The 23,282-nt window shown below is 69.0% G+C and carries 22 protein-coding genes; 10 read left to right on the top strand and 12 right to left on the bottom strand.

Annotated features, from left to right (window positions below; all coding sequences use genetic code 11):
• Positions 1-46: 46 nt before the first annotated feature.
• From TBU01S_RS09905 to TBU01S_RS09855, 11 genes are all read right to left on the bottom strand, one after another.
• A complete protein-coding gene (locus TBU01S_RS09905; protein WP_068636482.1) occupies positions 47-1,174 on the bottom strand; it encodes an NAD(P)H-dependent flavin oxidoreductase in 1,128 nt (375 codons plus the stop codon).
• Complete coding sequence (locus TBU01S_RS09900) at positions 1,171-2,082, bottom strand: enoyl-CoA hydratase (protein ID WP_068636481.1); 912 nt, start codon at positions 2,080-2,082, stop codon at positions 1,171-1,173. The genes TBU01S_RS09905 and TBU01S_RS09900 overlap by 4 nt, the downstream gene beginning before the upstream one ends.
• A 22-nt stretch (positions 2,083-2,104) precedes the next feature.
• Positions 2,105-2,905 (bottom strand): CoA-transferase subunit beta, encoded by an 801-nt coding sequence (locus TBU01S_RS09895; RefSeq protein WP_068636480.1) that lies wholly within the window; start codon positions 2,903-2,905, stop codon positions 2,105-2,107.
• Between the two features lie 14 nt (positions 2,906-2,919).
• Positions 2,920-3,795, bottom strand: a complete 876-nt coding sequence (locus TBU01S_RS09890) for a CoA transferase subunit A (protein WP_068636479.1) — start codon at positions 3,793-3,795, stop codon at positions 2,920-2,922.
• A 27-nt stretch (positions 3,796-3,822) separates the two neighbouring features.
• Positions 3,823-4,728 carry a VOC family protein gene (locus tag TBU01S_RS09885; RefSeq protein WP_068636478.1) on the bottom strand — a complete coding sequence of 302 codons (906 nt, stop codon included), beginning with the start codon at positions 4,726-4,728 and terminating at the stop codon, positions 3,823-3,825.
• Between the two features lie 282 nt (positions 4,729-5,010).
• Complete coding sequence (locus TBU01S_RS09880; protein ID WP_068636520.1) at positions 5,011-5,970, bottom strand: bifunctional OB-fold nucleic acid binding domain-containing protein/MaoC family dehydratase; 960 nt, start codon at positions 5,968-5,970, stop codon at positions 5,011-5,013.
• 5 nt (positions 5,971-5,975) lie between these two features.
• A complete protein-coding gene (locus TBU01S_RS09875; protein ID WP_068636477.1) occupies positions 5,976-7,187 on the bottom strand; it encodes a thiolase family protein in 1,212 nt (403 codons plus the stop codon).
• Between the two features lie 288 nt (positions 7,188-7,475).
• On the bottom strand, positions 7,476-7,688 hold the full coding sequence (locus TBU01S_RS09870; protein ID WP_068636476.1) for a hypothetical protein: 213 nt from the start codon (positions 7,686-7,688) through the stop codon (positions 7,476-7,478).
• Positions 7,689-7,955: 267 nt separating this feature from the next.
• Entirely contained in the window at positions 7,956-9,794 is a 1,839-nt protein-coding gene (locus TBU01S_RS09865) for a long-chain-acyl-CoA synthetase (protein ID WP_068636475.1), read from the bottom strand.
• A gap of 41 nt (positions 9,795-9,835) precedes the next feature.
• Positions 9,836-10,492 carry a nuclear transport factor 2 family protein gene (locus tag TBU01S_RS09860; RefSeq protein WP_068636474.1) on the bottom strand — a complete coding sequence of 219 codons (657 nt, stop codon included), beginning with the start codon at positions 10,490-10,492 and terminating at the stop codon, positions 9,836-9,838.
• An 11-nt stretch (positions 10,493-10,503) separates the two neighbouring features.
• Entirely contained in the window at positions 10,504-11,238 is a 735-nt protein-coding gene (locus tag TBU01S_RS09855) for an SDR family NAD(P)-dependent oxidoreductase (RefSeq protein WP_068636473.1), read from the bottom strand.
• A gap of 260 nt (positions 11,239-11,498) precedes the next feature.
• Here TBU01S_RS09855 and TBU01S_RS09850 point away from each other — a divergent pair, with 260 nt between their 5' ends.
• The 7 genes from TBU01S_RS09850 (at position 11,499) to cofD (ending at position 18,862) form a co-directional block, all read left to right on the top strand.
• On the top strand, positions 11,499-12,833 hold the full coding sequence (locus TBU01S_RS09850; protein ID WP_068636472.1) for a spinster family MFS transporter: 1,335 nt from the start codon (positions 11,499-11,501) through the stop codon (positions 12,831-12,833).
• Positions 12,834-12,870: 37 nt separating this feature from the next.
• Positions 12,871-13,701, top strand: coding sequence for an alpha/beta fold hydrolase (locus tag TBU01S_RS09845; RefSeq protein WP_068636471.1), 831 nt, complete (start codon positions 12,871-12,873; stop codon positions 13,699-13,701).
• 7 nt (positions 13,702-13,708) lie between these two features.
• Positions 13,709-15,841 (top strand): oxidoreductase, encoded by a 2,133-nt coding sequence (locus TBU01S_RS09840; RefSeq protein ID WP_068636470.1) that lies wholly within the window; start codon positions 13,709-13,711, stop codon positions 15,839-15,841.
• Positions 15,842-15,863: 22 nt separating this feature from the next.
• Positions 15,864-16,325: a nuclear transport factor 2 family protein gene (locus TBU01S_RS09835; protein ID WP_068636469.1), complete on the top strand. Its 462-nt coding sequence runs from the start codon at positions 15,864-15,866 to the stop codon at positions 16,323-16,325.
• 131 nt (positions 16,326-16,456) lie between these two features.
• Positions 16,457-17,137: an NADPH-dependent F420 reductase gene (gene npdG / locus TBU01S_RS09830; RefSeq protein WP_068636468.1), complete on the top strand. Its 681-nt coding sequence runs from the start codon at positions 16,457-16,459 to the stop codon at positions 17,135-17,137.
• 10 nt (positions 17,138-17,147) lie between these two features.
• Positions 17,148-17,915, top strand: a complete 768-nt coding sequence (gene cofE / locus TBU01S_RS09825) for a coenzyme F420-0:L-glutamate ligase (RefSeq protein WP_068636467.1) — start codon at positions 17,148-17,150, stop codon at positions 17,913-17,915.
• Positions 17,912-18,862 carry a 2-phospho-L-lactate transferase gene (cofD, locus tag TBU01S_RS09820; RefSeq protein WP_068636466.1) on the top strand — a complete coding sequence of 317 codons (951 nt, stop codon included), beginning with the start codon at positions 17,912-17,914 and terminating at the stop codon, positions 18,860-18,862. Before cofE ends, cofD begins: the two co-directional genes overlap by 4 nt.
• A 60-nt stretch (positions 18,863-18,922) precedes the next feature.
• On the opposite strand, the gene TBU01S_RS23835 is transcribed toward cofD, so the two are convergent.
• Entirely contained in the window at positions 18,923-19,117 is a 195-nt protein-coding gene (locus tag TBU01S_RS23835; protein WP_157659122.1) for a hypothetical protein, read from the bottom strand.
• Positions 19,118-19,170: 53 nt separating this feature from the next.
• Between TBU01S_RS23835 and cofC the strand changes: the two genes are divergently transcribed.
• The 3 genes from cofC (at position 19,171) to cysD (ending at position 23,281) form a co-directional block, all read left to right on the top strand.
• The gene (gene cofC, locus TBU01S_RS09815; protein WP_068636465.1) at positions 19,171-19,839 is read left to right on the top strand and encodes a 2-phospho-L-lactate guanylyltransferase; all 669 of its coding nucleotides are present in this window, start codon (positions 19,171-19,173) and stop codon (positions 19,837-19,839) included.
• Positions 19,832-22,282 carry a 5-amino-6-(D-ribitylamino)uracil--L-tyrosine 4-hydroxyphenyl transferase CofH gene (gene cofH / locus TBU01S_RS09810; protein WP_068636464.1) on the top strand — a complete coding sequence of 817 codons (2,451 nt, stop codon included), beginning with the start codon at positions 19,832-19,834 and terminating at the stop codon, positions 22,280-22,282. The genes cofC and cofH overlap by 8 nt, the downstream gene beginning before the upstream one ends.
• Before the next feature lie 99 nt (positions 22,283-22,381).
• Positions 22,382-23,281, top strand: a complete 900-nt coding sequence (gene cysD, locus TBU01S_RS09805; protein ID WP_068636463.1) for a sulfate adenylyltransferase subunit CysD — start codon at positions 22,382-22,384, stop codon at positions 23,279-23,281.
• The last annotated feature ends 1 nt before the right edge of the window (position 23,282 follow it).

Here is a 23,282-nt window from a genome sequence, read left to right as displayed (position 1 = left end):
TCGGGCTCCCTGGGTCTGGTCTGATCTTCGTCGTGTCGCGCCGCCTTCACGCGGCCGCCTCCGTGTCCGCACGCCTCCCGGCGGCGGTTTCATCGCCGAGCCGGGCATACAGCGCGGCAAGGCAGTCCTCGGCTTCGGCGGCGATGCCGTGGATGACGTCTGCACAGCTTTCGAGCTCGCCGATGGCCGCCGCGACCTGGCCGCTGGGCAGGATGCCCTCGTCCGGGAAGCCTTCCACCATCGAGCGCTGCAGCAGCACCGGCTGGTTGGCCGACATCACCGTCTGCGACACCGCGCCGGGGTCTTCCTTCAGGGCCTGGCGGAACACGCCGAGCATATGGCCCAGGCTCATGCCGGTCTGCTGCTTCCAGGCCCACGCGCTCTTCAGCGCGATCAGCAGCCGGCCGACCGGGCTGGCGGCCTCGAGCCGGTCGATGAAGGGATTCTCGATCATGCGGTGGCGCATGCCGTCGACCGCCAGCGTGACGCGCACCTTCTGCGGATCGTCCACCTTCACGTAGCGTGCCAGCGTCGCCGGCGGCGTCGGCGAGTCCGTGGTCATCAGGAAGCGCGTGCCCATGGCGATGCCGGCCGCGCCGGCGGCCAGCGCCGAGGCCAGGCCGCGGCCGGTGGAATAGCCGCCGGCGGCGATCACCGGCACCTTCACCGCCGCCAGCACCTGCGGCAGCAGGATGGTGGTGGGCACGCCGCCGGTATGGCCGCCGCCCTCGCCGCCCTGGATGGTGATCATGTCGGCGCCCAGTTCGACTGCCTTCAGCGCATGCTTCAGTGCCCCCACGGTGGGAATGCACAGCACGCCGGCCTCCTTGAAGCGGGCGATGGTCTTCTTGTCCGGGCCGCGGCCGTAGCTGACCGCACGCAGCCGGTACTGGATCGCCAGGTCGACGCACTGCGCGGCGTTCTCCTGGAACATGTGGAAGTTGAGGCCGAAATTGCTGCCGCCGGTGGCCTCGATGACCTTGCGGATCTCGCCTTCGAGCTTGCCCGCCTCGATCGTGGCGCCGGCCAGGAAGCCGAAGCCGCCGGCCCGGGTCGTGGCGATCACCAGATCGGCGTCGGCCACCCAGCCCATCGCCGTCTGCACGATGGGGAAGCGGCAACCGAGGCGCTCGGTCAGCGGCGTGCGCAGCAGCGCGGAAAAATCGTGGCTCATGAGCTGCCCTCAGCGGCCGCACGCTTGTTGGCGTCCGCCATCGCTTTTGCATCGTAGCCGCCGAGCTTGTCGCCGGACAGCAGTTCGTTGTGGGTATGGGCGAAATGGTGCCAGGCGAACACCGCATCCATCGCCGTGCGCTTGCCCTGCAGGTCCTCGACGTGGTTGATCGCCTGCTTGGTCAGCGCCAGGCCCATGCGCGGCTGCTTCGCCACGCGGGCAGCGAGCGCATAGGTTTCCTCCTCCAGCCGGTCGCGCGGCACCACGCGGTTGACCATGCCCATCTGGTACGCGCGCTCGGCGCCCATGCGGTCGCCGGTCATGAGGAATTCCTTGGCGATGCGCGGATGCAGCTCGAAGGGGTGGGCGAAATACTCGACGCCGGGAATGCCCATGCGCACCACCGGGTCCTGGAAGAAGGCGTCGTCGCTGGCGACGATGAAGTCGCACACCCAGGCCAGCATCAGCCCGCCGGCCACGCAGGCGCCCTGCACCATGGCGATGGTCGGCTTGGGCAGTTCGCGCCAGCGCCGGCACATGTTCAGGTACACCTCCTGCTCGCGCACGTAGAGGTATTCGCCGCCGGGCTTGTTGGTGTGGTCCCACCACAGGTGCACGCGCTCGAAGGGCTTGTTGATGTCGCGCCCCGGCGTGCCGATGTCGTGGCCGGCCGAGAAGTGCCTGCCGTCGCCGCGCAGCACGATGACCTTCACCGCATCGTCGTCCACCGCGCGGCGGAAGGCGGCATCCAGCGCATAGGTCATCTGCGAGTTCTGCGCATTGTTGAACTCGGTACGGCTCATCGTCACCGTGGCGATGCCGTCGGCAACGGCATAGCTCACCGGCGCATCGGTCTCGTACACCGAGTTGTCGGGACGATCGACGAAGTTCTGGTCGGGGGCGCTCATGCGTGTCTGCTCCTTGCCGGCCTCAGGCGGCCGCGCGAATGCCCGGCGGATTGCCCTTGAGCTGCGCGCTGCGCAGCTCGTGCGGGTCGAGGCGGCGGATGATCGCGAGCTGCTCCGCGCTCGGGTGCGGAGTCTCGCCCAGGCCGGGCGCCTGCAGCAGCGGGAAGCCGGTCTTGCCCTGGACCTCGTCGAAACCCACGCCCGGATGCAGCGAGCGCACGCGGATGGCGTGGTCCGGACCCTCGAAATCCATCACGCACAGGTCGGTGACGATGCGGCGGATGTCCATGAAATCCTGCTTCATGCCGGGCTCCCAGCGCGCCGGGTTGAAACCGACGCCGGACACCATGTCGACCTCGCCTTCGACGAACACGCGCTTGCTGTGGTTGGGCACGAGGAAGGAATTGATGTGGTTGATGCTGTTGCCGGGCAGGCCGCGCACACCGAGGATGGCAGCCTTGGGCTTGTGGTAGTCGCCGACCACCGACAGGTTGGTCTGGCCCCAGCGGTCGATCTGGGTCGGGCCGATCATGGCGTGGCGGCGGCCGCCCCACACGCATTCGAAGACGCGCTCGAAGGACATGTAGCCGGAGTATTTCGGCACGTGGTCGCCGCGCGGCCCGAGCGGGATCGGCTCTTCGACCAGCAGGCATTCGCTGTCGGTCATCAGCAGTTCCGGCGCGTAGCTGAGCTTGGCCAGGCTGGCGGCCAGGCGCGGGATCACGCCGATGCCGGAAGCCAGCACTTCGCCATCGCCGCGCCAGGCTTCGGAAGCCGCGACGATCATCAGTTCGGCCAGGGAGAATTCAAGCTTGTCGCTCATGCCGCTCACGCTCCTCAAAACACCGGCAGGGGCAGCGCGCCCATGCGTTCGATACCGCCGTTGGCGGCCTGGTAGGCGGCCTCGCCCGGGCTGACGAATTCGTCCATGTAGGCCTGCCAGCCGCCTTCCTCGGCGGCGCTGGCGACGTAGCGCTTGAAATGGCTCATGTCCCAGCCGTAATCCGGCGCGCAGGTGGTCGGATGCGCGCCGCCGGGCGCATGCACCACGCCTTTCACCAGATAGCGCTCGAAGGTGTTGAAGCGGGCCTGCTCGGGCGCCAGCGCCAGCCGTTCCTCGACCCGCTCGGCCGACACGTAGCAGGCGTCCGCGGCCCGCGCGACGAGGTGGTCGAAGTAGGGGTCGCCGCCCAGGATCAGGGTGTTGCCGAGGCGGTCGGCGACATTGACGTGCACCAGCGCGGCGTCGAGCTTGAGCGCCGGCATCGCCAGCAGCACCTCGCCATCGTCGTAGGGCGAGCGGATGGTCTTGAGCTCAGGGTTCAGCCTGGTCACGTCGGTCGCCAGCCCGCAGCGCGTCGGCAGGAAGGGCACGCGCATGCCGGCGGCGCGCAGGCCCCATTGCCACATGCCTTCGTCGAGCTCCATCAGTTCCAGCGCGCCGGTTTCGCGCACCTTGCGGTACCAGGGTTCGAGCGGAATGGCGTCGAGCGTGGCGAAGCCGAAGATCAGCTTCCTGACCTTGCCGGCGGCGCACAGCATGCCGACGTCCGGCCCGCCGTAGGAGACCACGGTGAGATCCTTCAGGTCCGAGCGCAGGATCTCGCGCACGATCGCCATCGGCTTGCGCCGCGGCCCCCAGCCGCCGAAGCCGATGGTCATGCCGTCCCGGAGCCGGGCGACGACATCGGCCGCCGTCATCTGTTTGTTCATGAATGCTTTTCCTGTTGCCGGCCGCGCTCAGGCGGCCTGTTCCTGCCGCTGGCCGACGCCGAAGTCGTGGCCCCAGATGCTGACGCGGGTGAATTCGAAGGCGGTGTGTCGATCCCAGTCGAGCTGCAGGCCGCCGAAGCCGTATTCCAGGTCGAAGTCCGACGGCGTCTTCATGTAGAAGGAGATCATGCGGTCGTTGAGATGCTGGCCCAGCGTCGCCGACAGCGGCACCTCGTGGGCAATGCGGCGGTCGTGGGCGCGGCCGACCTCGGTCATCGAATCGACTTCCACCATCACATGCACGCAGCCGCTCGGCACCGGGTATTCGGCGATCGCGAGGCTGTGGTGGCGGGCATTGCCGCAATGCATGAAGTGGATGCGGACCGGCGGCGCGGCCGGATCGGGGCGGAAGTTGAAGATGTCGGACAGGCCGAAGCCGAGCACGTCGCGGAGGAAGGCCGCGGTGGCGTCGAAGTCGGGCGCCGGCAGCACCGTGTGGCCCAGGCCCATGTCGCCGGTGACGAAACGCGGCACCGCCTGCGGCGACACGAAGGGCTGGCAGTCCGACAGATGGCCCCAGCACAGTTCGTGGCGGTTGCCGGACGGATCGGTCAGCACCGCCACCGCCTGCATGCCGCGCTGGGCCACGGTGGCGGCGTCGGCCAGCACGTAGCTCACGCCCTTCGCCTCCAGTTCGGCCAGCGCCGCCTCGAATGCCTCCCTGCCCGGCAGTTCCCAGCCCGAAGCGAGGTAGCGGCGCTCCGCACCCTGCACCACCAGGATGCGGAAGGGCCGTTCGTCCATCTTGACGTAGAGCCCGCCACCAGGCGCCGGCGAGCTCATCATGCCGAGCACGTTCTCTGCGTAGCCTGCCCATTCGGCGAGATCGTCGATCTGAGTGACGATGTAGGCCAAACCGCGAATGTCGATCATTGCTGCCCCCAGGATTGGTCGGATACCTGGGAGCATTGTGCGAACTGCCGGCCGCGCCATCATCGTCCGTTGAGACTACGACTTCAGGCATGCCCCGGCAGGCATGCCGATGCGCGTGGCCGGCAATCGCTCGCAGCCGCTCCAGGCCTGCAGGCGCGGCGCCGCGCTCGCTGACGAAGCGGAGCGCGTGTCCAGCGCTGCGGAGCAGAAAAAAAACCGCCTTCCCTTGCGGGAGAGGCGGTGACAAAGAGGAGACACGGAAAAATCAGCGGTACGACACGATCACATATAGAGGATCACCAGATCGTTGATCACCGACGGCCGTTCGCTGCCGACGACGTGAGTGACGATTTCCAAGGTCATCTGCATGCCCTTGGGCAGCTTTTCCACCGCCTTGACCCGTGAGCGCGCATGAATGCGCGAGCCGGCGGGCACCGGCGCCGGAAAGCGCAGGCGGTCGGAGCCGTAATTGACCATGTTGTTGAAACCGACGACTTCGTAGTCGAGCGGAATCGTCAAGCGCGACTGCAGCACCTGCACCAGCGCGCCGTGGGCGATGGTGCCGCCGAAGGGGCTCTGCCTGCGCGCGCGCTCGGGATCGGTATGGATCCAGTAGTCGTCGCCGGACAGGCGGGCGAATTCGTCGATCAACGCCTGGTCGACGACGACCTGGCTGCTCCACGGCGAGTAGTCCTCGCTGACCAGCGCCTTCATCGCCGCCTCGTCGTCGAAGCGCACCTGGCGCCTGGGCGCTGCCGCTGCGGTTTCGGCTGCTTTTTCCGCGGCCGCGGCGAGCGCGGCCGGCGTGCTGTCGATGCGCGCCGGGATATCCTTGTCCGCAGCGGTGAAGCGCAGCAGCGCGGTGCCGTCCGTGGCGACCGTGTCGATCACCGGCTTGAGCCGCATGCCGACCGCGATCTCGGCCTCGTCGAGGCCGATCAGCGTGGTGTTGATGCGCACGCCTTCGTCGAGCTCGACCACCGCCATCTTCTGCGGCATCTCGTCGGCGAAGTCGGGCATCGTCGGCACGCGCGTCAGCGTGTAGGTGTAGAGCGTGCCGGTGCCCTTCACTTCCTTCCATTCCAGATCCTGCGACCAGCACTTGTCGCAGTGGCGGCGCGGGAAGAAGACCCAGTGGCCGCAGGACTTGCACTGCGGAATGGTCACGCGGCCTTCCTTGAGGCCATTCCAGAACGGCGCCGAAATCCCGGTCGGCATCGGCAGCGGTTTGTTGGTCGACATGCTCTTCATGCTCCCTGGAGAATCAGTGCGCCCTGCTCGCTCATGACGCCGCCGGTGCCGGATACGAACACCGTGTCGCAGCGCCTGAGCTGGCGCTCGCCGGCGCGGCCGGCGATCTGGTGGAAGGCTTCGATGACCTGCGACATGCCGCCCGCCGTGCCGCTCTGGCCGAAACTGAGCTGCCCGCCGTGGGTGTTCATGGGGAAGTCGCCCCTGTAGGTCAGGTCGTGCTCGCGCACCCAGCGCATGCCCTCTCCCTTGGGCGCGAAGCCGGCATCCTCCAGCGTCAGCAGCACGGTGATGGTGTAGCAGTCGTAGATCTGCGCCGCGTGGATGTCGCTGCGCCCGATGCCGGCCATGGCGAAAGCGTGCTCGGCCGCCGGGCCGATCGGCGTGTCCGTCATCTCGGCCGCATAGGTCGGCGACTTGAACGACAGGTGCTCGCCGAAGCCGGTGATGCAGGCGCCGCGATTCCTCGCCCGCGCCGCCACTTCCTTCGACGCCACGATCACCGCCGCGCCGCCGGCCACCGGCATCACGATTTCCAGCACGCGCAGCGGCTCGGCCACCATCTTGCTGGCCAGCACGTCGTCGATCGTCAGCGGCTTGCCGAAGAAGCTGGCGTCCGGGTTGGCGAGCGCGTTGGTGCGCTGGTCGACCGCGATCTTGGCCATCGCCACCGGGTCGTAGCCATACTTGGCGGCGTAGCGCTGGGCGATCATCGCGTAGCCGGTGTTCTGGCCCATGTGGCCGTAGGGCAGGTCGAATTCGGCTTCGGGCGCGCCGAAAGCGGTGCTGTGGCCACCGAAGCGCATCGCCCGCGCCATCCAGGCCGGGTCCTCGTCCGGGCCGAAGGGCGCCATGCGCGACGGGATCACGCACAGCACGGCCTGGCACAGGCCCAGCTCGATCGCCGCCGCCGCCCGCCACACCGCCGCCACCGAGGAGCAGCCGCCGAGGTCGACGACTTCGGCGAAGTTGAGCGACAGCCCCAAGTATTCGGCAGCCATCGCCGGCACGAACACCTGGGCCTCGTGGAACTGCGGACCATGCACCACCAAGCCGTCGATGTCGGACGCCTTCAGGCCCGCATCGGCCAGCGCGCGGCCGGCCAGGTCGGCCACCTGCTCGAGATGGAACATCCGCGGCGCAGTCGCGTACTTCTCCGGCTTGTACTGCGCGGCGCCGACGATTGCTGCGTTTCCTTTCAGACCCATGCTTGCTCACCTCGCTGATCGGGGCCGCTGTCGGCCCTGCATTGGCTGCCACGATGCCACAGCCCCTGGCGGCGACAATCGTTCATATCGACTAGGCGAAGCGAACGATTCCCATGGCGCACGGTTTTCCGGGGCATCGCGCTCCCGGGGTCGCCGCGCGCCGGCAGCGAAGACACCCGCCCAGCGCCGAACCCCGCGGCTGCAGCGGCAGCGCGGGGTCGCGGGACATGCTTCGGAAACACTCCGCGTCCTGCCATGCCAGGCGGCACGGCAGGGCGCGGCGGGGTCTCAGTGCGACGAGAGCATCGCGAAGAACTGGCTGGCCGAGGCCTTGGCGGGCGAACCGGCCTGCTGGCAATGCGTTTGCACTTCACCAGCCTGACAGCCCGCCGGCATCTGCACCAGCGAATCGACCATCCGTCCGTGCCCCTCGTCGAGCATGGTTGCGAAACCGGCAATGCCGCCCAGGGCTGCGCTCAGAACGAAAATCTTGGTGAACATGTGCCTTTCCTCCAATCCTGCGGCGCGCGATCTGCGCTGGGGTCTCGCAGGGTTCCGGTACGACGCCGCTTTGTCGCGACTGCCATCCGGCTGCCTCCTCCTGCGTGAAACGGAGAATGCGCGCAGCGCGCAAGACGCTCATCGTCCAAAAGGACTAGGCTCGGGGTCTGGCCGAGAAACTGCGCACCAAAGCAAAAGGCCCGGAAAGGGAACCGGGCCTTTTGACAGATTCCCCATCCCCGGACGAGAACACCCTCCGCCCGCCGCTCAGGCGAAGGGCGGCAGGCCGGCGTTCTTCAGCGCTTCGTCGGAATACGGCTGGTAGGTGCCGGCCTTGTCGTCGCGGACGTAGAGCGGATCGTCGAAGGCCGTGGGGTCGTAGCCCTGGCGCTGCAGGTCCACCTTGCGCAGCTTGAAGGTGGTCGTCAGGTCGGCCACGCTCGACACCCGGACGAACTGCGGCGCGGCGTAGCGCGGCAGGCGCTGCTCGGTCAGCTCGTAGAAGCGCCCGGGGTCGAAGGCGTGGCCGGGCTGCATCACGATCGCCGCCATGCCGGCGCGGCCTTCGTGCTGCGGCACCCGTACGCCGTAGATGTTGATCAGTTCCATGCCGGGATAGTCCGCCAGCGCATCGGCCACCTCGGCGGTGGACACGTTCTCGCTCTTCCAGCGGAAGGTGTCGCCGATGCGGTCGACGAAGTAGAAATAGCCTTCTTCGTCGTAGCGCAGCAGGTCGCCGGAACTCCAGTAGGCATCGCCATCGGCGAAGACGTTGCGCAGGATCTTCTTCTCGGTGGCTTCGGCCGAGGTATAGCCCTCGAAGCGGCCGGCGCCAATCTCGGGATGGTCGACGATGAAGCCGATGCCTTCGCCGACTTCGCCCGGCTTGCACAGGATGTAGCGGCCGTCGGCGTCGCGCGGATGGCTGTCGGTTTCGACGTCGTAGCGCACCAGGCGGAAATTGGATTTTTCCCAGTAGGGAATGCGGCCGACCGAACCCGGATGATTGTCGATGTTGATCACCGCGGTGTTGGCCTCGGTCGAGCCCCAGCCTTCGAAGATCTGCACGTCGCCGAAGCGTTCGATCCAGCGCCCCCAGCTCTCGGGCGTCAGGCCCGCGCCCAGCATGCAGCGCAGGCTGTGATCCCTGTCCTCGGGCTGCGGCGGAACGTTGAGCAGGTAGCGGCAGATCTCGCCGATGTACTGCACCACGGTGATGCGGTTGCGGCGCACGTCCTGCCAGAATTCGCGCGTGCTGAACTTGCGCCGCAGCACGATGCTGGCGCCCGCCTTCAGCGCAGTCGAGGTCACCGAGGTGGCGGCCGCACCGTGGTACAGCGGCAGGCAGCAATAGAAAACATCGTCCTCGCCGGCCTCCAGCGTCACCTCCATGACGTCGCCGGACGACATCCAGCGCATGTGGCTGTAGCGCGCCGCCTTGGGCAGGCCGGTGGTGCCGGAAGTGAAGATCAGCAGCATCGTTTCCTCGGCGCGCACGCCGGCACGGCCATCGCGCGGGAAGGCCGTGCGTGGCGCCGCCGCCACTTCGGCGCTGATGTCGGCCGCGACGATCGCGCGGTGTTCGGCGCTGGCGGGCTTCTCGGCATCGGTAGCGAGATAGAGCGGCTGCTCCGGCCGCCCTTCGGTCAGGGCGAAGTTGGCCAGGCACTCCTCACCGACGATCACCGCCCTGGCCCCGGTCACTTCCAGCGCATGTACCAGCGGACGCCCGCTGACCTGGGTGTTGATGACGGCGGCGACGACGCCGAGCTTGGCGAGGCCGAACCAGTAGAAGAAGAACTCCGGCCGGTTCTCCATCGCCAGCGCGCAGACGTCGCCGCAGCGCAGACCGCAGCCGTGCAGTACGTGTGCCACCTGGTTGGCGCGCGCATCCAGTTCGGCATAGCTGAAACGCTGTCCGCCATAGATGAGGAAGTCCTTGCCGCCGAGCCTGGCGGCCTGTTCCTCGACGCGATCAGCCACCGTATACAGGTCGCCCGGCTTGATCTGCATCGCCGCGCGTGAGCGCAGGTCCAGCCTGGCCTGGGTTTCGTCGCGCGGCACCACACCGCTGGACAGGGTCTTGAAGGGCTTGGATTCGGGCATCTGCCTCTCCAGCTTGTTCGTCGGATGAACGCGGTGCCGCTTCAGCGCACGCGGATCCGGGGATCGGGGGCGCCGCGGCGCATCGTCGCCAGGAACTTCTCCATCGGCGCGGGCGCGGCCACTTCGGGCAGGCTGTCCTTGTCCGGGCGCTGGGCCCAGAACGCCTGCCAGGACGGGAACAGCGCGTGGAAGGTGCCCTGGTAGGGCTCGCGCCCCGGCCAGCGCATCTTGCGGTCGCCGATCGGCGGCTTGTTCAGGTCGGACGCGTACCAGTAGCAAGGCAGGCGGCGGCGGAAATGCCAGCGTCCGTCGATGCGCTCGTAGTCGTCCCAGTACAGCATCTGCATGAGGACCCACTCCGGGCCGGTCTCGTGCTCGTTCTTCGAATACACCACGCCGGTGGCGTGATCCGGGTCGGAGAACTCGATGATGTGCTGCCCCAGGTGGTGCGAGGTACCCGAGAACTGGTCGCGCAAGGTGTCATCCACCCAGGCTTTCAGGTGGGCGCGCCCGGTTTTCTCGCGGCCGACGCGGATGTCGGGCGCGAACAGGTTCACATGGGCGTCGAGGTCGCGCATGTCGAGCGACAGCGAGTACTTGGCGGCCAGCTGGCGGATGGCATCGAGCGACTCGAGGCGGTCGATGCGCGCGAGCAGGTCGGCAGGGGCCGTCGAGGCCGGGACCGTGGATGTCGTCATGCCGCTGCCGCTCAGATGAAGGCCATGCCGCCATTGACGGCGATGTTCTGGCCAGTGATGAAGCCGGCATCGTCGCTGGCGAGAAAGGCCGCGACGCGCGCGATCTCCTCCGGTTCGCACATGCGGCCGAGCGGGATCGCCTTGATCATCGACTGCATCCACTCGTCGGGAATGCCGGCCATCATCGGCGTGTTGGTCGGCCCCGGCACGATGGTGTTGACGCGGATGCCGCTGGCGGCAAGCTCGCGCGCGATGCTGCGCGTCAGCCCCATGACGCCGGCCTTGGAGGCGCAGTAGTGGCTGGGCCCCTCGCCCGACATCGCCGCGGTGCTCGACACGTTGATGATCGCGCCCTTGGCGCCGCACTGCCGCATCAGGCGCGCGCCCTCGCGGCAGCACAGGAAAGTGCCGGTGAGATTGACGCCGACGACGCGCATCCAGTTGTCGTCCGGCGTGTCGAGGAAAGCATCGACCGAACCGACGCCAGCGCTGTTGACGACGATATCGACACCGCCGAAACGTTCGGCGACGGCGGCGAACGCCGCCTTGACCGAGGCCGGATCGGCCACGTTGCAGGCCAGCGCCAGCCCCCTGTCGTCGAATCCGGCCACGGCAGCGGCGGCGGCGTCCGCATTGATGTCGGCCGCGACGACCTTCGCCCCGGCGACGCCGAAATGATGCACGATCGCCTGCCCCATGCCCTGTCCGGCCCCGGTCACGAAAACCACCTTGTCTGCAAAATCCATCTGCTGCCTCCTTGCGTATGTCCGTTCCGGGCCCGCCCCTGCGGCGGACGACCGGCCATCTGGTGCGCAGTTTTCTCGGCTTGGGGAGGCAGGACATCGTCCACTAAGACTAATGCCGGCGGCTTTGCGGCCGGTTTGCGGCACGGCGCGCCGTCGTCTGAATGGACGATGCCGCGTGCGGGGTGCGCGCCGACGATACGCAGCACTTTCAGGCGGCACCGCTCCGCCTTCATTCCTGAACCCCGCCCAGGAGGCAGTTCGTGAACGCAAGCCAAGGCCACCCGCAGCGCACTACCTGGCGTACCCATTACGCATTGTCGGTACTGGCGGTCATCTACGTCTTCAACTACATCGACCGCCTGGTGATCTCGATCCTGATCGAGCCGATCAAGCTCGAGTTCGGCATCTCGGACACACAGATCGGCCTGCTGTCGGGGGTCGCGTTCGCGATCTTCTACACGGTGTTCGGCTTTCCCTTCGGGCGCCTGTCCGACCGCATCGGCCGCAAGCCGGTGATCGCGCTCGCCTGCATCGCCTGGAGCGGCATGACCATGCTGTGCGGCGTGGCCACCAGCTTCGCCATGCTGCTGCTGTTCCGCATCGGCGTTGCGGTCGGCGAGGCCGGCGGCACCGCGCCTTCGGTGGCGATGGTGTCGGACATGTATCCGCCGCAGCAGCGCTCGCGGGCGATGTCGGTGTTCCTGATGGGGCCGAGCCTGGGCGCGGTGCTCGGCCTCGGTCTGGGCGGCTGGATCGCCCAGACCTACGGCTGGCGCAGCGCCTTCCTGATCATCGGCGCGCCCGGCGTGCTGCTCGGCCTGCTGCTGTGGCTGACGGTGCGCAGCCCGGCCGCGCCTGCGCCCGCCCCATCGGCCACCGGGGCCGAGGAAAACTGGCGCGACACCATGCGCGAGCTGCTCGCCACGCCGGCCTTTCTGCTGATCGTGCTGGCCGGCACGCTGGCGGCCATCCTGGGCTATGCCGTCGGCACCTGGAATCCGAGCTTCCTGATCCGCTCGCACGGTCTGAACATGCAGCATGCCGGCCTGCTGGTGGGCCTGGGCGGCGGCATCTGCGCCACCGTCGGCACCCTGATGTGCGGCAGCGTCACCGACCGCCTGGTGGCGCGCGACCCGGGCTGGCAGCTCGGCGTGCCCCTGATCGCCTGCCTCGTCAGCGTGCCGCTGGCCGCGTGCTTCTACCTGTGGCCGGCAGGCACGGCCTTCCACCTCGGTCCGATCGCGGTGCCCGAGGCCTACCTGTTCTATCTCGGCTTCAGCTTCGCCGGCACCTGGTGGGCCGCCCCCTGCTTCAGCGCCATCAGCCACCTGTTCCCAGCCAACCGCCTGGCGCAGGCGACTTCGATCTTCGTCATGGGCATGACCCTGCTCGGCGTCGGCCTCGGCCCGATCATCGTCGGTGGCCTGAGCGATCTCTTCACCGCCAGGGACGGCACCGAGGCACTGCGCTATGCCCTGGTCAGCACGGTCGGGCTGTATGCGCTGACCTCGCTGAGCCTGGCGATCGCCATTCCCGCCTACCGCCGCCAGCTGAATCTCCGCGCTTCATCCGAAGCCGCCGCAGCCAGCGCCTGAACACGCAGCGACACCCGAATCGACAGGAGACATCCGGATGAACCCACCCGACCTGCCCATCCCGCTCGGCCAGTTCGCCGAACTCGGCAACGGCCTGCGCCTGCACTACCTCGACGTCGGCCAGGGGCCGGCCGTGGTCTGGCTGCACGGCAGCGGCCCCGGCGCGAGCGGCTACAGCAACTTCAAGGGCAACTACCCCGCTTTCGCCGCGGCCGGCTTCCGCAACATCGTGCTCGACCTGCCCGGCTTCGGCCGCTCGGACAAGCCTGCGGACGTGCGCTACGACCTCGACTTCTTCGTCGCCAGCCTGGACGCCTTCCTGCGCAGCATCGGCGTCGCCCGCTGCACCCTGCTCGGCAATTCGCTGGGCGGCGCGATCGCGCTCGGCCAGGCGCTGGCGCATCCGCAGACGGTCGAACGCCTGATCCTGATGGCGCCCGGCGGCGTCGAGGAGCGCGAAACCTATTTCCGCATGGAAGGCATCGTGCGCATGGTCGAAACCTTCGCCAAGGGCCCGATGGGGCCGGCCGAGATGCGCCACGTCATGAGCCTGCAGGTGTTCGACCCGGCGCTGCTGGACGACGACATCATCAACGAGCGCGCCGCCATCGCGCCCTCGCAGCCGGCCAACCTGTTCTCGACCATGATGGTGCCGGACATGACCGCCCGCCTGCATGAAATCCAGGCGCCGATCTTCGGCTTCTGGGGCACCGACGACAGGTTCAACCCGCACACCGGCGCGCTGAAGCTGATCGAGAACGCGCCGGACGCACGCATGATCCTGCTCAACCGCTGCGGCCACTGGGTGCAGGTCGAGCATCGCGATCTGTTCAACCGCAGCTGCATCGATTTCCTGACCGAGGGGTGAGCACGCCATGGGCGCTTTCGACAATCTGCTGCAACCTGGCCGCATCGGCAACATGGAGGTGCGCAACCGCATCGTCATGGCGCCGATGGGATCGAACTTCGCCGAAGCCGACGGCACCTGCGGCGAACGCATCCAGGCCTATTACGAGGCGCGCGCCGCCGGCGGCGCCGGGCTGATCGTCATGGGCGTGGGCGCCATCGCCTACCCGCAGGGCACTGCCGAGCCTTACCAGGTCGGGCTGTCCGACGACCGCTTCATCCCCGGCCTGCAGGGCATCACCGCGCGCGTGCACAAGCACGGCGCGAAGATCGCCATCCAGCTCCAGCATGCCGGCAAGAGCTCGGTTCGCGACCTCGCCGAAGGCCGCGAACTGTGGGTGCCGTCGATGCCGCCGGCGATGAAGACCGACATGTTCGCCGCACTGACGCAGGAGGAACTGGGCGCCTTCATCAGCTCGTCCAAGAGCCGGGAGAAGTCCGGCGTGAAAATCCGCGTCATGGACAGGGCCGACATCGCGCAGATGGTGGAATGGTTCGCCGCCGCGGCCGAGCGCGCCCGGCGCGCCGGCTTCGACGGCGTCGAGATCCACGCCGCCCACACCTACATCATCGCCGGCTTCCTGTCCGGCCACTTCAACAAACGCGACGACGAGTACGGCGGCTCGCTGCAGAACCGCGCCCGCTTCATGCTCGAAGTCATCGCCGCGGTGCGTGCCCGCGTCGGCGCCGATTACCCGGTTTGGCTGCGCTTGGACGCCCGTGAGCTGCACATGGACGGCGGCATCACGCTGGACGACGCCAAGGCCTTCGCCCGCATGGCCGAAGCCGCCGGCTGCGACGCGGTCAGCGTGTCGGCCTACGCCAACACCAGCAGCGGCGTCGCCTTCACCGAGGCGCCGCTGGTGCAGCAGAAGGCGGGCTTCCTGCAGTGGGCCGCCGAGATCAAGGAGAAGCTGGCGATCCCGGTCATCGCCGTCGGCCGCCTGGAACCCGAAGTCGCCGACAACGCCGTCGCCGCCGGCCAGTGCGACTTCGTCGCGATGGCGCGCAAGCTGCTGGCCGACCCCGAACTGCCGCGCAAGCTGATCGAGGACCGCGCCGAGGACATCCGCCCCTGTATCTACTGCTACGCCTGCGTCAGCCAGATCTTCGTCAATGAGCGGGTCAAATGCGCGGTCAATCCGATGACCGGCCATGAAGCCGAGATCCGCCTGCTGCCGGCCGCAAGGCCCGGCCGCGTGCTGGTCGTCGGCGGCGGCCCGGCGGGCATGGAAGCCGCCCGCAGCGCCGCGCTGCGCGGGCACGCGGTGACGCTGGTCGAACGCAGCGGACGGCTGGGCGGCACGCTGTTCTTCGCCGCGCTGGCCTATGCCGAGAACGGCGCCCTGCTCGACTACCTGGCGACGCAGATGAAGAAGCTGCACATCGACGTGCGCCTGAACACCATCGCCACGCCCGAACTGGTCCGCCAGATCGGCGCCACCGCGGTCATCGTCGCCACCGGCGCCGAACGCAGCGCGCCGCCGATCCCCGGCGCCGAACTCGACCACGTCTGGTCGGGCGACGAACTGCGCCGCCTGATGACCGGCGACCGCGCCGACGAGATCGCCCGCCAGAAGCTGTCGCTCGCCCAGCGCGCGCTGATGAAGGCCGGCAGCCTGGTCGGCGTCACCGACAGCACCGACGCCATCCAGAACCTGTCGCGGGTGTGGATGCCGCTGGGCAAGAAGGTCGCGATCGTCGGCGGCGGCCTGGTCGGGCTGGAACTGGCGGAATTCCTCGTCGATCGCGGCCGCGAAGTCGTGGTGCTGGAAGAAGGCCCCAGCCTGGGCCGCGAACTGTCGATCGTGCGCCGCTGGCGCGTGCTCGATACCCTGCGCCGGCACGACGTGGTCCTGCACACCCGGGTGAAGATCGAGGCCATCGGCAGGAAGACGCTGCACTACACCGACGCCGACGGCAACCGCCACGAACTGAGCGCCGAATCGGTGGTGCTCGCGGTCGGCGCCCGGCCGGACGACAGCCTCGCCCGCAGCCTCGAAGCCGCCGGCGTGCCGGTCAGCTCGGTGGGCGACGGCGCCCGCATCGGCTACATCGAAGGCGCGGTCCGATCGGGCATGCTCGCCGGGCTGTCGGCCTGAAACCCCCACCCCGGAGCCCCCGATGAGCCGGTCCGCCACCGAAATCTGCAACCTGCTGTACCGCTACGCCGAAGCCATCGACGACGGCCGCCTGGAAGATGCCGCCGCGCTGTTCCGCCACGCCCGCATCGAAGCGGGCGCCGGCGGTCCGCTCGACGCCGACGGCCTGCTGGCGCTGTGGCGCCGCATCCTCGTCATCCACCCCTGCGGCACGCCGCGCACGCGCCACCTGATCACCAATCCGATCCTCGACATCGACGAGGAAGCCGGCACCGCCGAAGCGCGCTCGTGCTACACGGTGCTGCAGGCCACCGACGCGCTGCCGCTGCAGATCATCGCCAGCGGCCGCTACCTGGATCGTTTCGAGCGCATCGACGGCAGTTGGCAGTTCGTCGAACGCGACTACCGCCACCTGGATTTCCGCGGCGATCTCAGCCAGCACCTGCAGGCGGGCAACCGGTGCAAGGCGGCGCCGGCGGCCTGAAAAGGCCACTGGGCCCGAGCCGGCTCTCGTCCGATCGGACGATGCTCCGCACCTGGCCGGTCCCGTAGCGTAGGAAGCATCGCGCGGCGCGGCAGCTCCGCCGCCGCGCCCACTTCCACGGAGACCGACAGATGCTCATCGACAACACCCGGACAATCGGCGTCATCGGCGGTACCGGCAAGCTCGGCGCCGCGCTTGCCCGGCGCTGGGCCAAGGCCGGCCTGCGCGTGGCGATCGGTTCGCGCGACGCCGGCAAGGCCGCCGAAGCCGCGGCCGCGCTGGCGGCGGAGAGCGGCGCCGAAGTCGGCTCCGGCAGCAATGCCGAAGTCGCCGCGCGCGCAGAGCTGATCGTCGTCAGCGTGCCCTTCGCCTCGCAGCTCGCCACCCTCGGCGAAATCCGCGCAGCCGCGGCCGGCAAGATCGTCATCGACACCACGGTGCCGCTGATGCCGCCCAAGGTGATGCGGGTACAACTGCCGCCCGAAGGCTGCGCCGCAGTGCGCGCCCGGCAGGCACTGGGCGAAACGGCGCGCGTGGTGTCGGCCTTCCACAACGTCGCCGCGCACAAGCTCGCCACCGACGAGGACATCGCCTGCGACGTGCTGGTATTCGGCGACGACAAGGATGACCGCGCCGAGGTCGTTGCGCTGGCCGATGCCGCCGGCCTGCGCGGCCTGCATGGCGGCGCGCTGGCCAACTCGGCGGCAGCCGAAGCGATGACCTCGGTACTGATCTTCCTGAACAAGACCTACCGTGTCGACGGCGCCGGCCTGTGCATCACCGGCGAACTCGACCTGAACGCCGGTGCCTGAGCACGCCGCCATGGGACGCCGCCTGAGTTTCGACGCGCTTGCCGGCCTGCCGGAAGTCCGGCCCGGCGATGCGCTGGCGCCGCTGATCGCCACGGCGCTGACGCACAACGGCATCGCGCTGGCCGCGGACAGCATCGTCGTCGTGGCGCAGAAGATCGTTTCCAAGTCCGAAGGCCGCTTCGCCTGGCTGGACGAAGTCTCGCCTTCCGCCAGGGCGCGCGAGCTGGCGGCGCTCACCGGCAAGGACGCGCGCATCGTCGAACTGGTGCTGTCCGAATCCAGCGACGTGCTGCGCGCCGTGCCCGGCGTGCTGATCGTGCGCCACCGCCTCGGCTATGTGATGGCCAACGCCGGCATCGACCTGTCGAACGTGCCCGGCGAAGCCGGCCGCGAGCGGGCGCTGCTGCTGCCGCTCGACCCGCATGCATCGGCGGCCGCGCTGCGCGACGCGCTGCAGACGCTGACCGGCCGGGCCGCCGGCGTCATCGTCAGCGACAGCTTCGGCCGCCCCTGGCGCAACGGCGTGGTCAATGTCGCGCTCGGCGCGGCCGGCATCCCGGCGCTGATCGACCGCCGCGGCGACCACGACCGCCACGGCCGCACGCTGCAGGTCACCCAGACCGCCTTTGCCGACGCGATCGCGGCCGGCGCGGCGGTCGTCATGGGCGAAGGCAGCGAAGGCCTGCCGGTCGCGGTGGCACAGGGCTTCATGCCGGACGCCCCGGTGGTCGATGGCAGGGCGCTGCTGCGCCCGCTGGAAACGGATCTGTTCCGATGAATACCGCACATGTCCTGGCCCTGAGCGGCGGCGTCGGCGGCGCCAAGCTCGCCGACGGGCTGATGCAGGCCATCGGCGGCGGCCGGCTGACGCTGGCGGTCAACACCGGCGACGACTTCAGCCACCTCGGCCTGCACGTCTCGCCCGACATCGACACCGCGCTGTACACCCTGGCCGGCCTCGCCAACCCCGAGACCGGCTGGGGGCGCCGCGACGAAACCTGGACTTTCATGGCGGCGCTGGACCGGCTCGGCGGCGAAAGCTGGTTCCGCCTCGGCGACGGCGACCTCGCCACCCACGTCGAGCGCACGCGCCGGCTCGCGGCCGGCGAACCGCTGTCGGCCATCGTCGCCGACTTCGCCCGCCGCCTCGGCATCGCCGCCGACATCGTGCCGATGTCCGACCAGCCGCTGCGCACCCGGGTGCACACCGACGATGGCGTGTTCGACTTCCAGGACTACTTCGTGCGCCTGCAATGCCGGCCGGTGACACGCTCGATCGAATTCGTCGGCGCGCAGCAGGCGCGGCCCTGCGCCGCGCTGCTGCGGGCGCTGGCCGACCCCGCGCTCGGCGCGATCGTGATCTGCCCCTCCAACCCCTATCTCAGCATCGCCCCGATCCTCGCCGTGCCCGGTCTGCGCGAACACTTGCGCGCGGCCGGCGTGCCCATCGTCGCCGTCTCGCCGCTGGTCGGCGGTGCCACGGTGAAAGGGCCGACGGCCAAGATCATGGCCGAGCTCGGCATCCCGGTCGCTGCCGACGAAATCGCCCACCACTACGGCGAACTGCTCGACGGCTTCGTCCTCGACGTCCGCGATGCCGCACTGCGCGCCCGCATCGCCCGGCCGGTCCATGTCACCGACACGCTGATGCTGACGCCGGTCGACCGCGTCCGCGTCGCCCGCGAAACCCTGGACTTCGCCCGCCGCCTGCGCACACCGCGCTGAGCCTCGGCGGACACCCCGCATCCCGCCGGCGTCCGCCGCAAAAACCGAGCTTTCTCACTTTCATTCGAAAAGCATCGGCACAAGATCCACAATCATCTGATTCATAAAGACTTTCTCCACCACCACGGTGGCGGCGCAAGGCGCCAAAGCGAGTAGCGGCGGCCATACCTGAGGTGATTCAATTTTCCCCAGGAACTCACCAACGCCATGCGGACGCGAGCCATGCCCCTCTCCTTCGACACCTGTTTTGGCCACTCCGGCAGCGACGGCACAAGCCGCCAGCCGGGCGTCGCCGCAGGAATGCGCCCATGAGCCGCTGGGCCCTGGTGCCGCTCAAGGCACGCCATCTCGGCAAGAGCCGGCTGGCCGGCCTGCTGGATGGCTCGAGCCGCGCCGAGCTGGTCGACGCGATGCTCGGCCGGGTGCTGTCCGCGCTTGCCGCCGCGCGCGAAATCGACCATGTCGCCGTCGTGACCAGCGAGCCGGCACGCCTGCCCGCCGGCGTGCTCGCGCTGCCGGATGCCGGCCGCGGGCTCAATGCCGCGCTCGGCGACAGTGCCGCGATGCTGCGGGCACTCGGCGCAAGCGAGCTGCTGATCGCCCATGCCGACCTGCCCAGCGTGCAGGCCGGCGACATCGACCGCTTCGTCCGCGCCGGCCGCCCGGCCGGCATGGCGCTGGCCGCGGACCGCCACGGCAGCGGCACCAATGCGCTGCTGATCGGCGAGGCCGCCGGTTTTCCCGTCAGCGGATTCCCGTTCGCCTTCGGCCCGCACAGCCTGGCCCGCCACCTGGCGGCTGCCCGCGCTCACGGCCTGTCGCCGGCGCTGCCGCGGATCGGGGGGTTGGCACTCGACATCGACACGCCGGACGACCTGGCCTGCCTCGCGCCGGCCACAGCCGCCGGCACAACGGCATTCCCCCATCCCCGCCTCTTTCCCTGCCCACCGCCAACCGGAGCCCAACACCATGTCTGACCGCGTCCTGAGCCTGCTCTCCCATGCCCGCGGCGGCGGCATGCTGTCGGACGGCGACATCCATCTGCTCGCCGGACAAGCGCCGTTGGCATCCCTGCTCGGCACCGCCGAAGCGATGACGCTGGCGGGCCACGGCCGCAACGTTGGCTATTCGCGCAAGGTCTTCATCCCCCTCACCCGGCTGTGCCGCAACACCTGCGGCTACTGCACCTTCGCCACCACGCCGGGCCGTGTGCCCGGCGCCTACCTGAGCGCCGACGAAGTTCTCGCCATCGCCCGCGCCGGCGTCGCCGCCGGCTGCCACGAAGCCTTGTTCACGCTGGGCGAACGCCCCGAGTCGCGCTACCGGGCGGCACGCGACGCCCTTGCCGCGCTCGGCCACGGCTCGACCATCGGCTACTTGGCCGAAATGGCCGCGCTGGTGCGGCGCGAAACCGGACTGCTGCCGCATGTGAACCCGGGAACGATGAGCGCGGACGAAATCGCCCTGCTGCGCCCCGTGTCGGCTTCGATGGGCATCATGCTCGAATCGTCCTCCGAACGCCTGTGCCAGCGTGGCGGCCCGCACTGGAAGTGCGAGGACAAGCAGCCCGGCGTGCGCCTCGACACCCTGCGCCGCGCCGGCGAACTCGGCGTGCCGATGACCACCGGCATCCTGATCGGCATCGGCGAGACCCGCCGCGAGCGCATCGATTCGCTGCTCGCGCTGCGCGGGCTGCACCGGCAGTACGGCCACCTGCAGGAAATCATCGTGCAGAACTTCCGCGCCAAGCCCGGCACGGTGATGGCCCAGGCGCAGGAACCGGCACTGGACGATCATGCCTGGACGATCGCGATGGCCCGCCTGGTGTTCGGCGCGCCGATGTCGATCCAGGCGCCGCCCAATCTGCGCCCCGGCGAACTGGCAGCCCTGCTGCGCGCCGGCATCAACGACTGGGGCGGCATCTCGCCGGTCACGCTGGATCACGTCAACCCGGAAGCCGCCTGGCCGCAGATCGACGCCCTCGCCGCCGAAACCGCGCTGCATGGCCGCCAGTTGCGGCCACGCCTGCCGCTGGTGCCGTCCTACGTACGCGAGGCGACACGCTGGGTGCCGGCGCCGATCGCCACGGCATTGCTGCGCCGCGCCGACGCCAGCGGCTTCGCCCGGCCCGACGACTGGCTGGCCGGCACCGGCATGCCGCCCTCGAGCGCGGCGCTGCAGCCCTTCGCCCGACGCGCCGCCGCCGCGGCATCCCCGGTCTCCGCGCCTCTCCGCGCAGCGATCGAGCGCGCCGAGCAGGGCCGAACGCTGGACGAAGACGACATCGTCCGGCTCTTCGACGCCCACGGCGAGGAACTGCACGCGGTCATCGACTCGGCCGACCGCCTGCGCCGGCAGACCGTCGGCGAAGCGGTGAGCCACGTGCGCAACTGCAACATCAACTACACCAACATCTGCCAGCACCGCTGCGGCTTCTGCGCCTTCGCCAAGAGCCACGCCGCGTCGACGCTGCGCGGCCCCGCCTACCGGCTCGACGCCGCCCAGGTCGCCGCCCGCGCCGAGGAAGCCTGGCTGCGCGGCGCCACCGAAGTCTGCATGCAGGGCGGCATCCACCCGCACTACACAGGCGACAGCTATCTCGAACTGCTGGCGGCGGTGAAGCAGGCCACGCCGGCGATGCACATCCACGCCTTCTCGCCGCTCGAGATCCGCCACGGCGCCGCCACGCTCGGCCTGTCGCTGCGCGACTACCTGGTCCGCCTGCGCGACGCCGGCCTGCGCACGCTGCCGGGCACCGCCGCCGAGATCCTCGACGACGAAGTGCGCGCCCGGATCTGCGCCGACAAGCTCGACACCGCGCAATGGCTGGAAGTGATGGAGATTGCGCATGAGGTCGGCATCCGCAGCACGGCGACGATCATGTTCGGCCACGTCGAAGCACCGCGGCACTGGGCGCGCCACCTGCTGGCGATCCGCGCGCTGCAGGCCAGGACGGGCGGCTTCACCGAATTCGTGCCGCTGCCTTTCGTGCATATGGAATCGCCGCTGTGGCACAAGGGCGGCGCGCGTTCCGGCCCGACGCTGCGCGAAGCGGTGCTGATGCACGCCGTCGCCCGGCTGGTGCTGCACCCGCTGATCCCGAACATCCAGACTTCGTGGGTGAAGATGGGCGCCGACGGCGCCGCGCTGTGCCTGCGGGCCGGCGCCAACGACCTCGGCGGCACGCTGATGTACGAATCGATCACCCGCGCCGCCGGCGGCGCCAACGGCCAGTCGATGGAAAGCGGCGACCTGCGCGCCATCGCCGCAAGCTGCGGCCGCCCGCTGCGCCAGCGCAGCACTTTGTACGAAGTCCTGGAGCCCGATGCGGCAGCAGCCGGTGCTCCCCGCACCAACTGCGCCATACCGCCACCTGAGTCTGCGGCCAGGCGCGTGATCGCGCTCCACAGCAGCGCCTGAGTTTCTCTCTTCCCTTCGCTTCACGCACTTCACCGCGCGGCCAGACCGCGCGGCGGGTGCCCCTACGTCCCCGAAACCTGCATGCAGGCTGGAGAACCCATGACACTGACCCATTTGCAACGCCTCGAAGCCGAGAGCATCCACATCCTGCGCGAAGTGGTGGCCGAAGCCGACAAGCCGGTGATGCTGTACTCCATCGGCAAGGACAGCGCAGTGATGCTGCACCTGGCGATGAAGGCCTTCTACCCGGCGGTGCCGCCCTTCCCGCTGCTGCACGTCGATACGCGCTGGAAGTTCCAGGACATGTACCGCTTCCGCGACCGCATGGTGCGCGAGACCGGCATGGAGCTGCTGGTGCACACCAACCCCGAAGGCGTGGACAAGGACATCAACCCCTTCACCCACGGCTCGGCGATCCACACCGACGTCATGAAGACCGAGGGCCTGAAGCAGGCGCTGGACAAGTACGGCTTCGACGCGGCTTTCGGCGGCGCCCGCCGCGACGAGGAAAAGTCGCGCGCCAAGGAGCGCGTGTTCTCCTTCCGCAGCGCGCAGCATCGCTGGGACCCGAAGAACCAGCGGCCCGAGCTGTGGAAACTCTACAACGCCAGGAAGCACAAGGGCGAGTCGATCCGCGTGTTCCCGCTGTCGAACTGGACCGAGCTCGACATCTGGCAATACATCCACCTCGAGAACATCCCCATCGTGCCGCTGTACTACGCCGCCGAGCGCCCGGTGGTGGAGCGCGACGGCACGCTGATCATGGTCGACGACGAGCGCATGCCGCTGAAGCCGGGCGAAGTGCCGATGAAGAAGAAGGTGCGCTTCCGCACGCTGGGCTGCTACCCGCTGACCGGCGCAATCGAATCCGGGGCCGACACGCTGCCGGCCATCATCCAGGAAATGCTGCTGGCCCGCAGTTCCGAACGCCAGGGCCGCATGATCGACCACGACTCGGCGGCATCGATGGAAAAGAAGAAACAAGAGGGGTACTTCTGAC

This window comes from Thauera butanivorans NBRC 103042 (assembly GCF_001591165.1).
In the GTDB taxonomy this organism is placed as follows: domain Bacteria; phylum Pseudomonadota; class Gammaproteobacteria; order Burkholderiales; family Rhodocyclaceae; genus Thauera; species Thauera butanivorans.
This window is presented reverse-complemented; position numbering and strand designations above follow the sequence as displayed.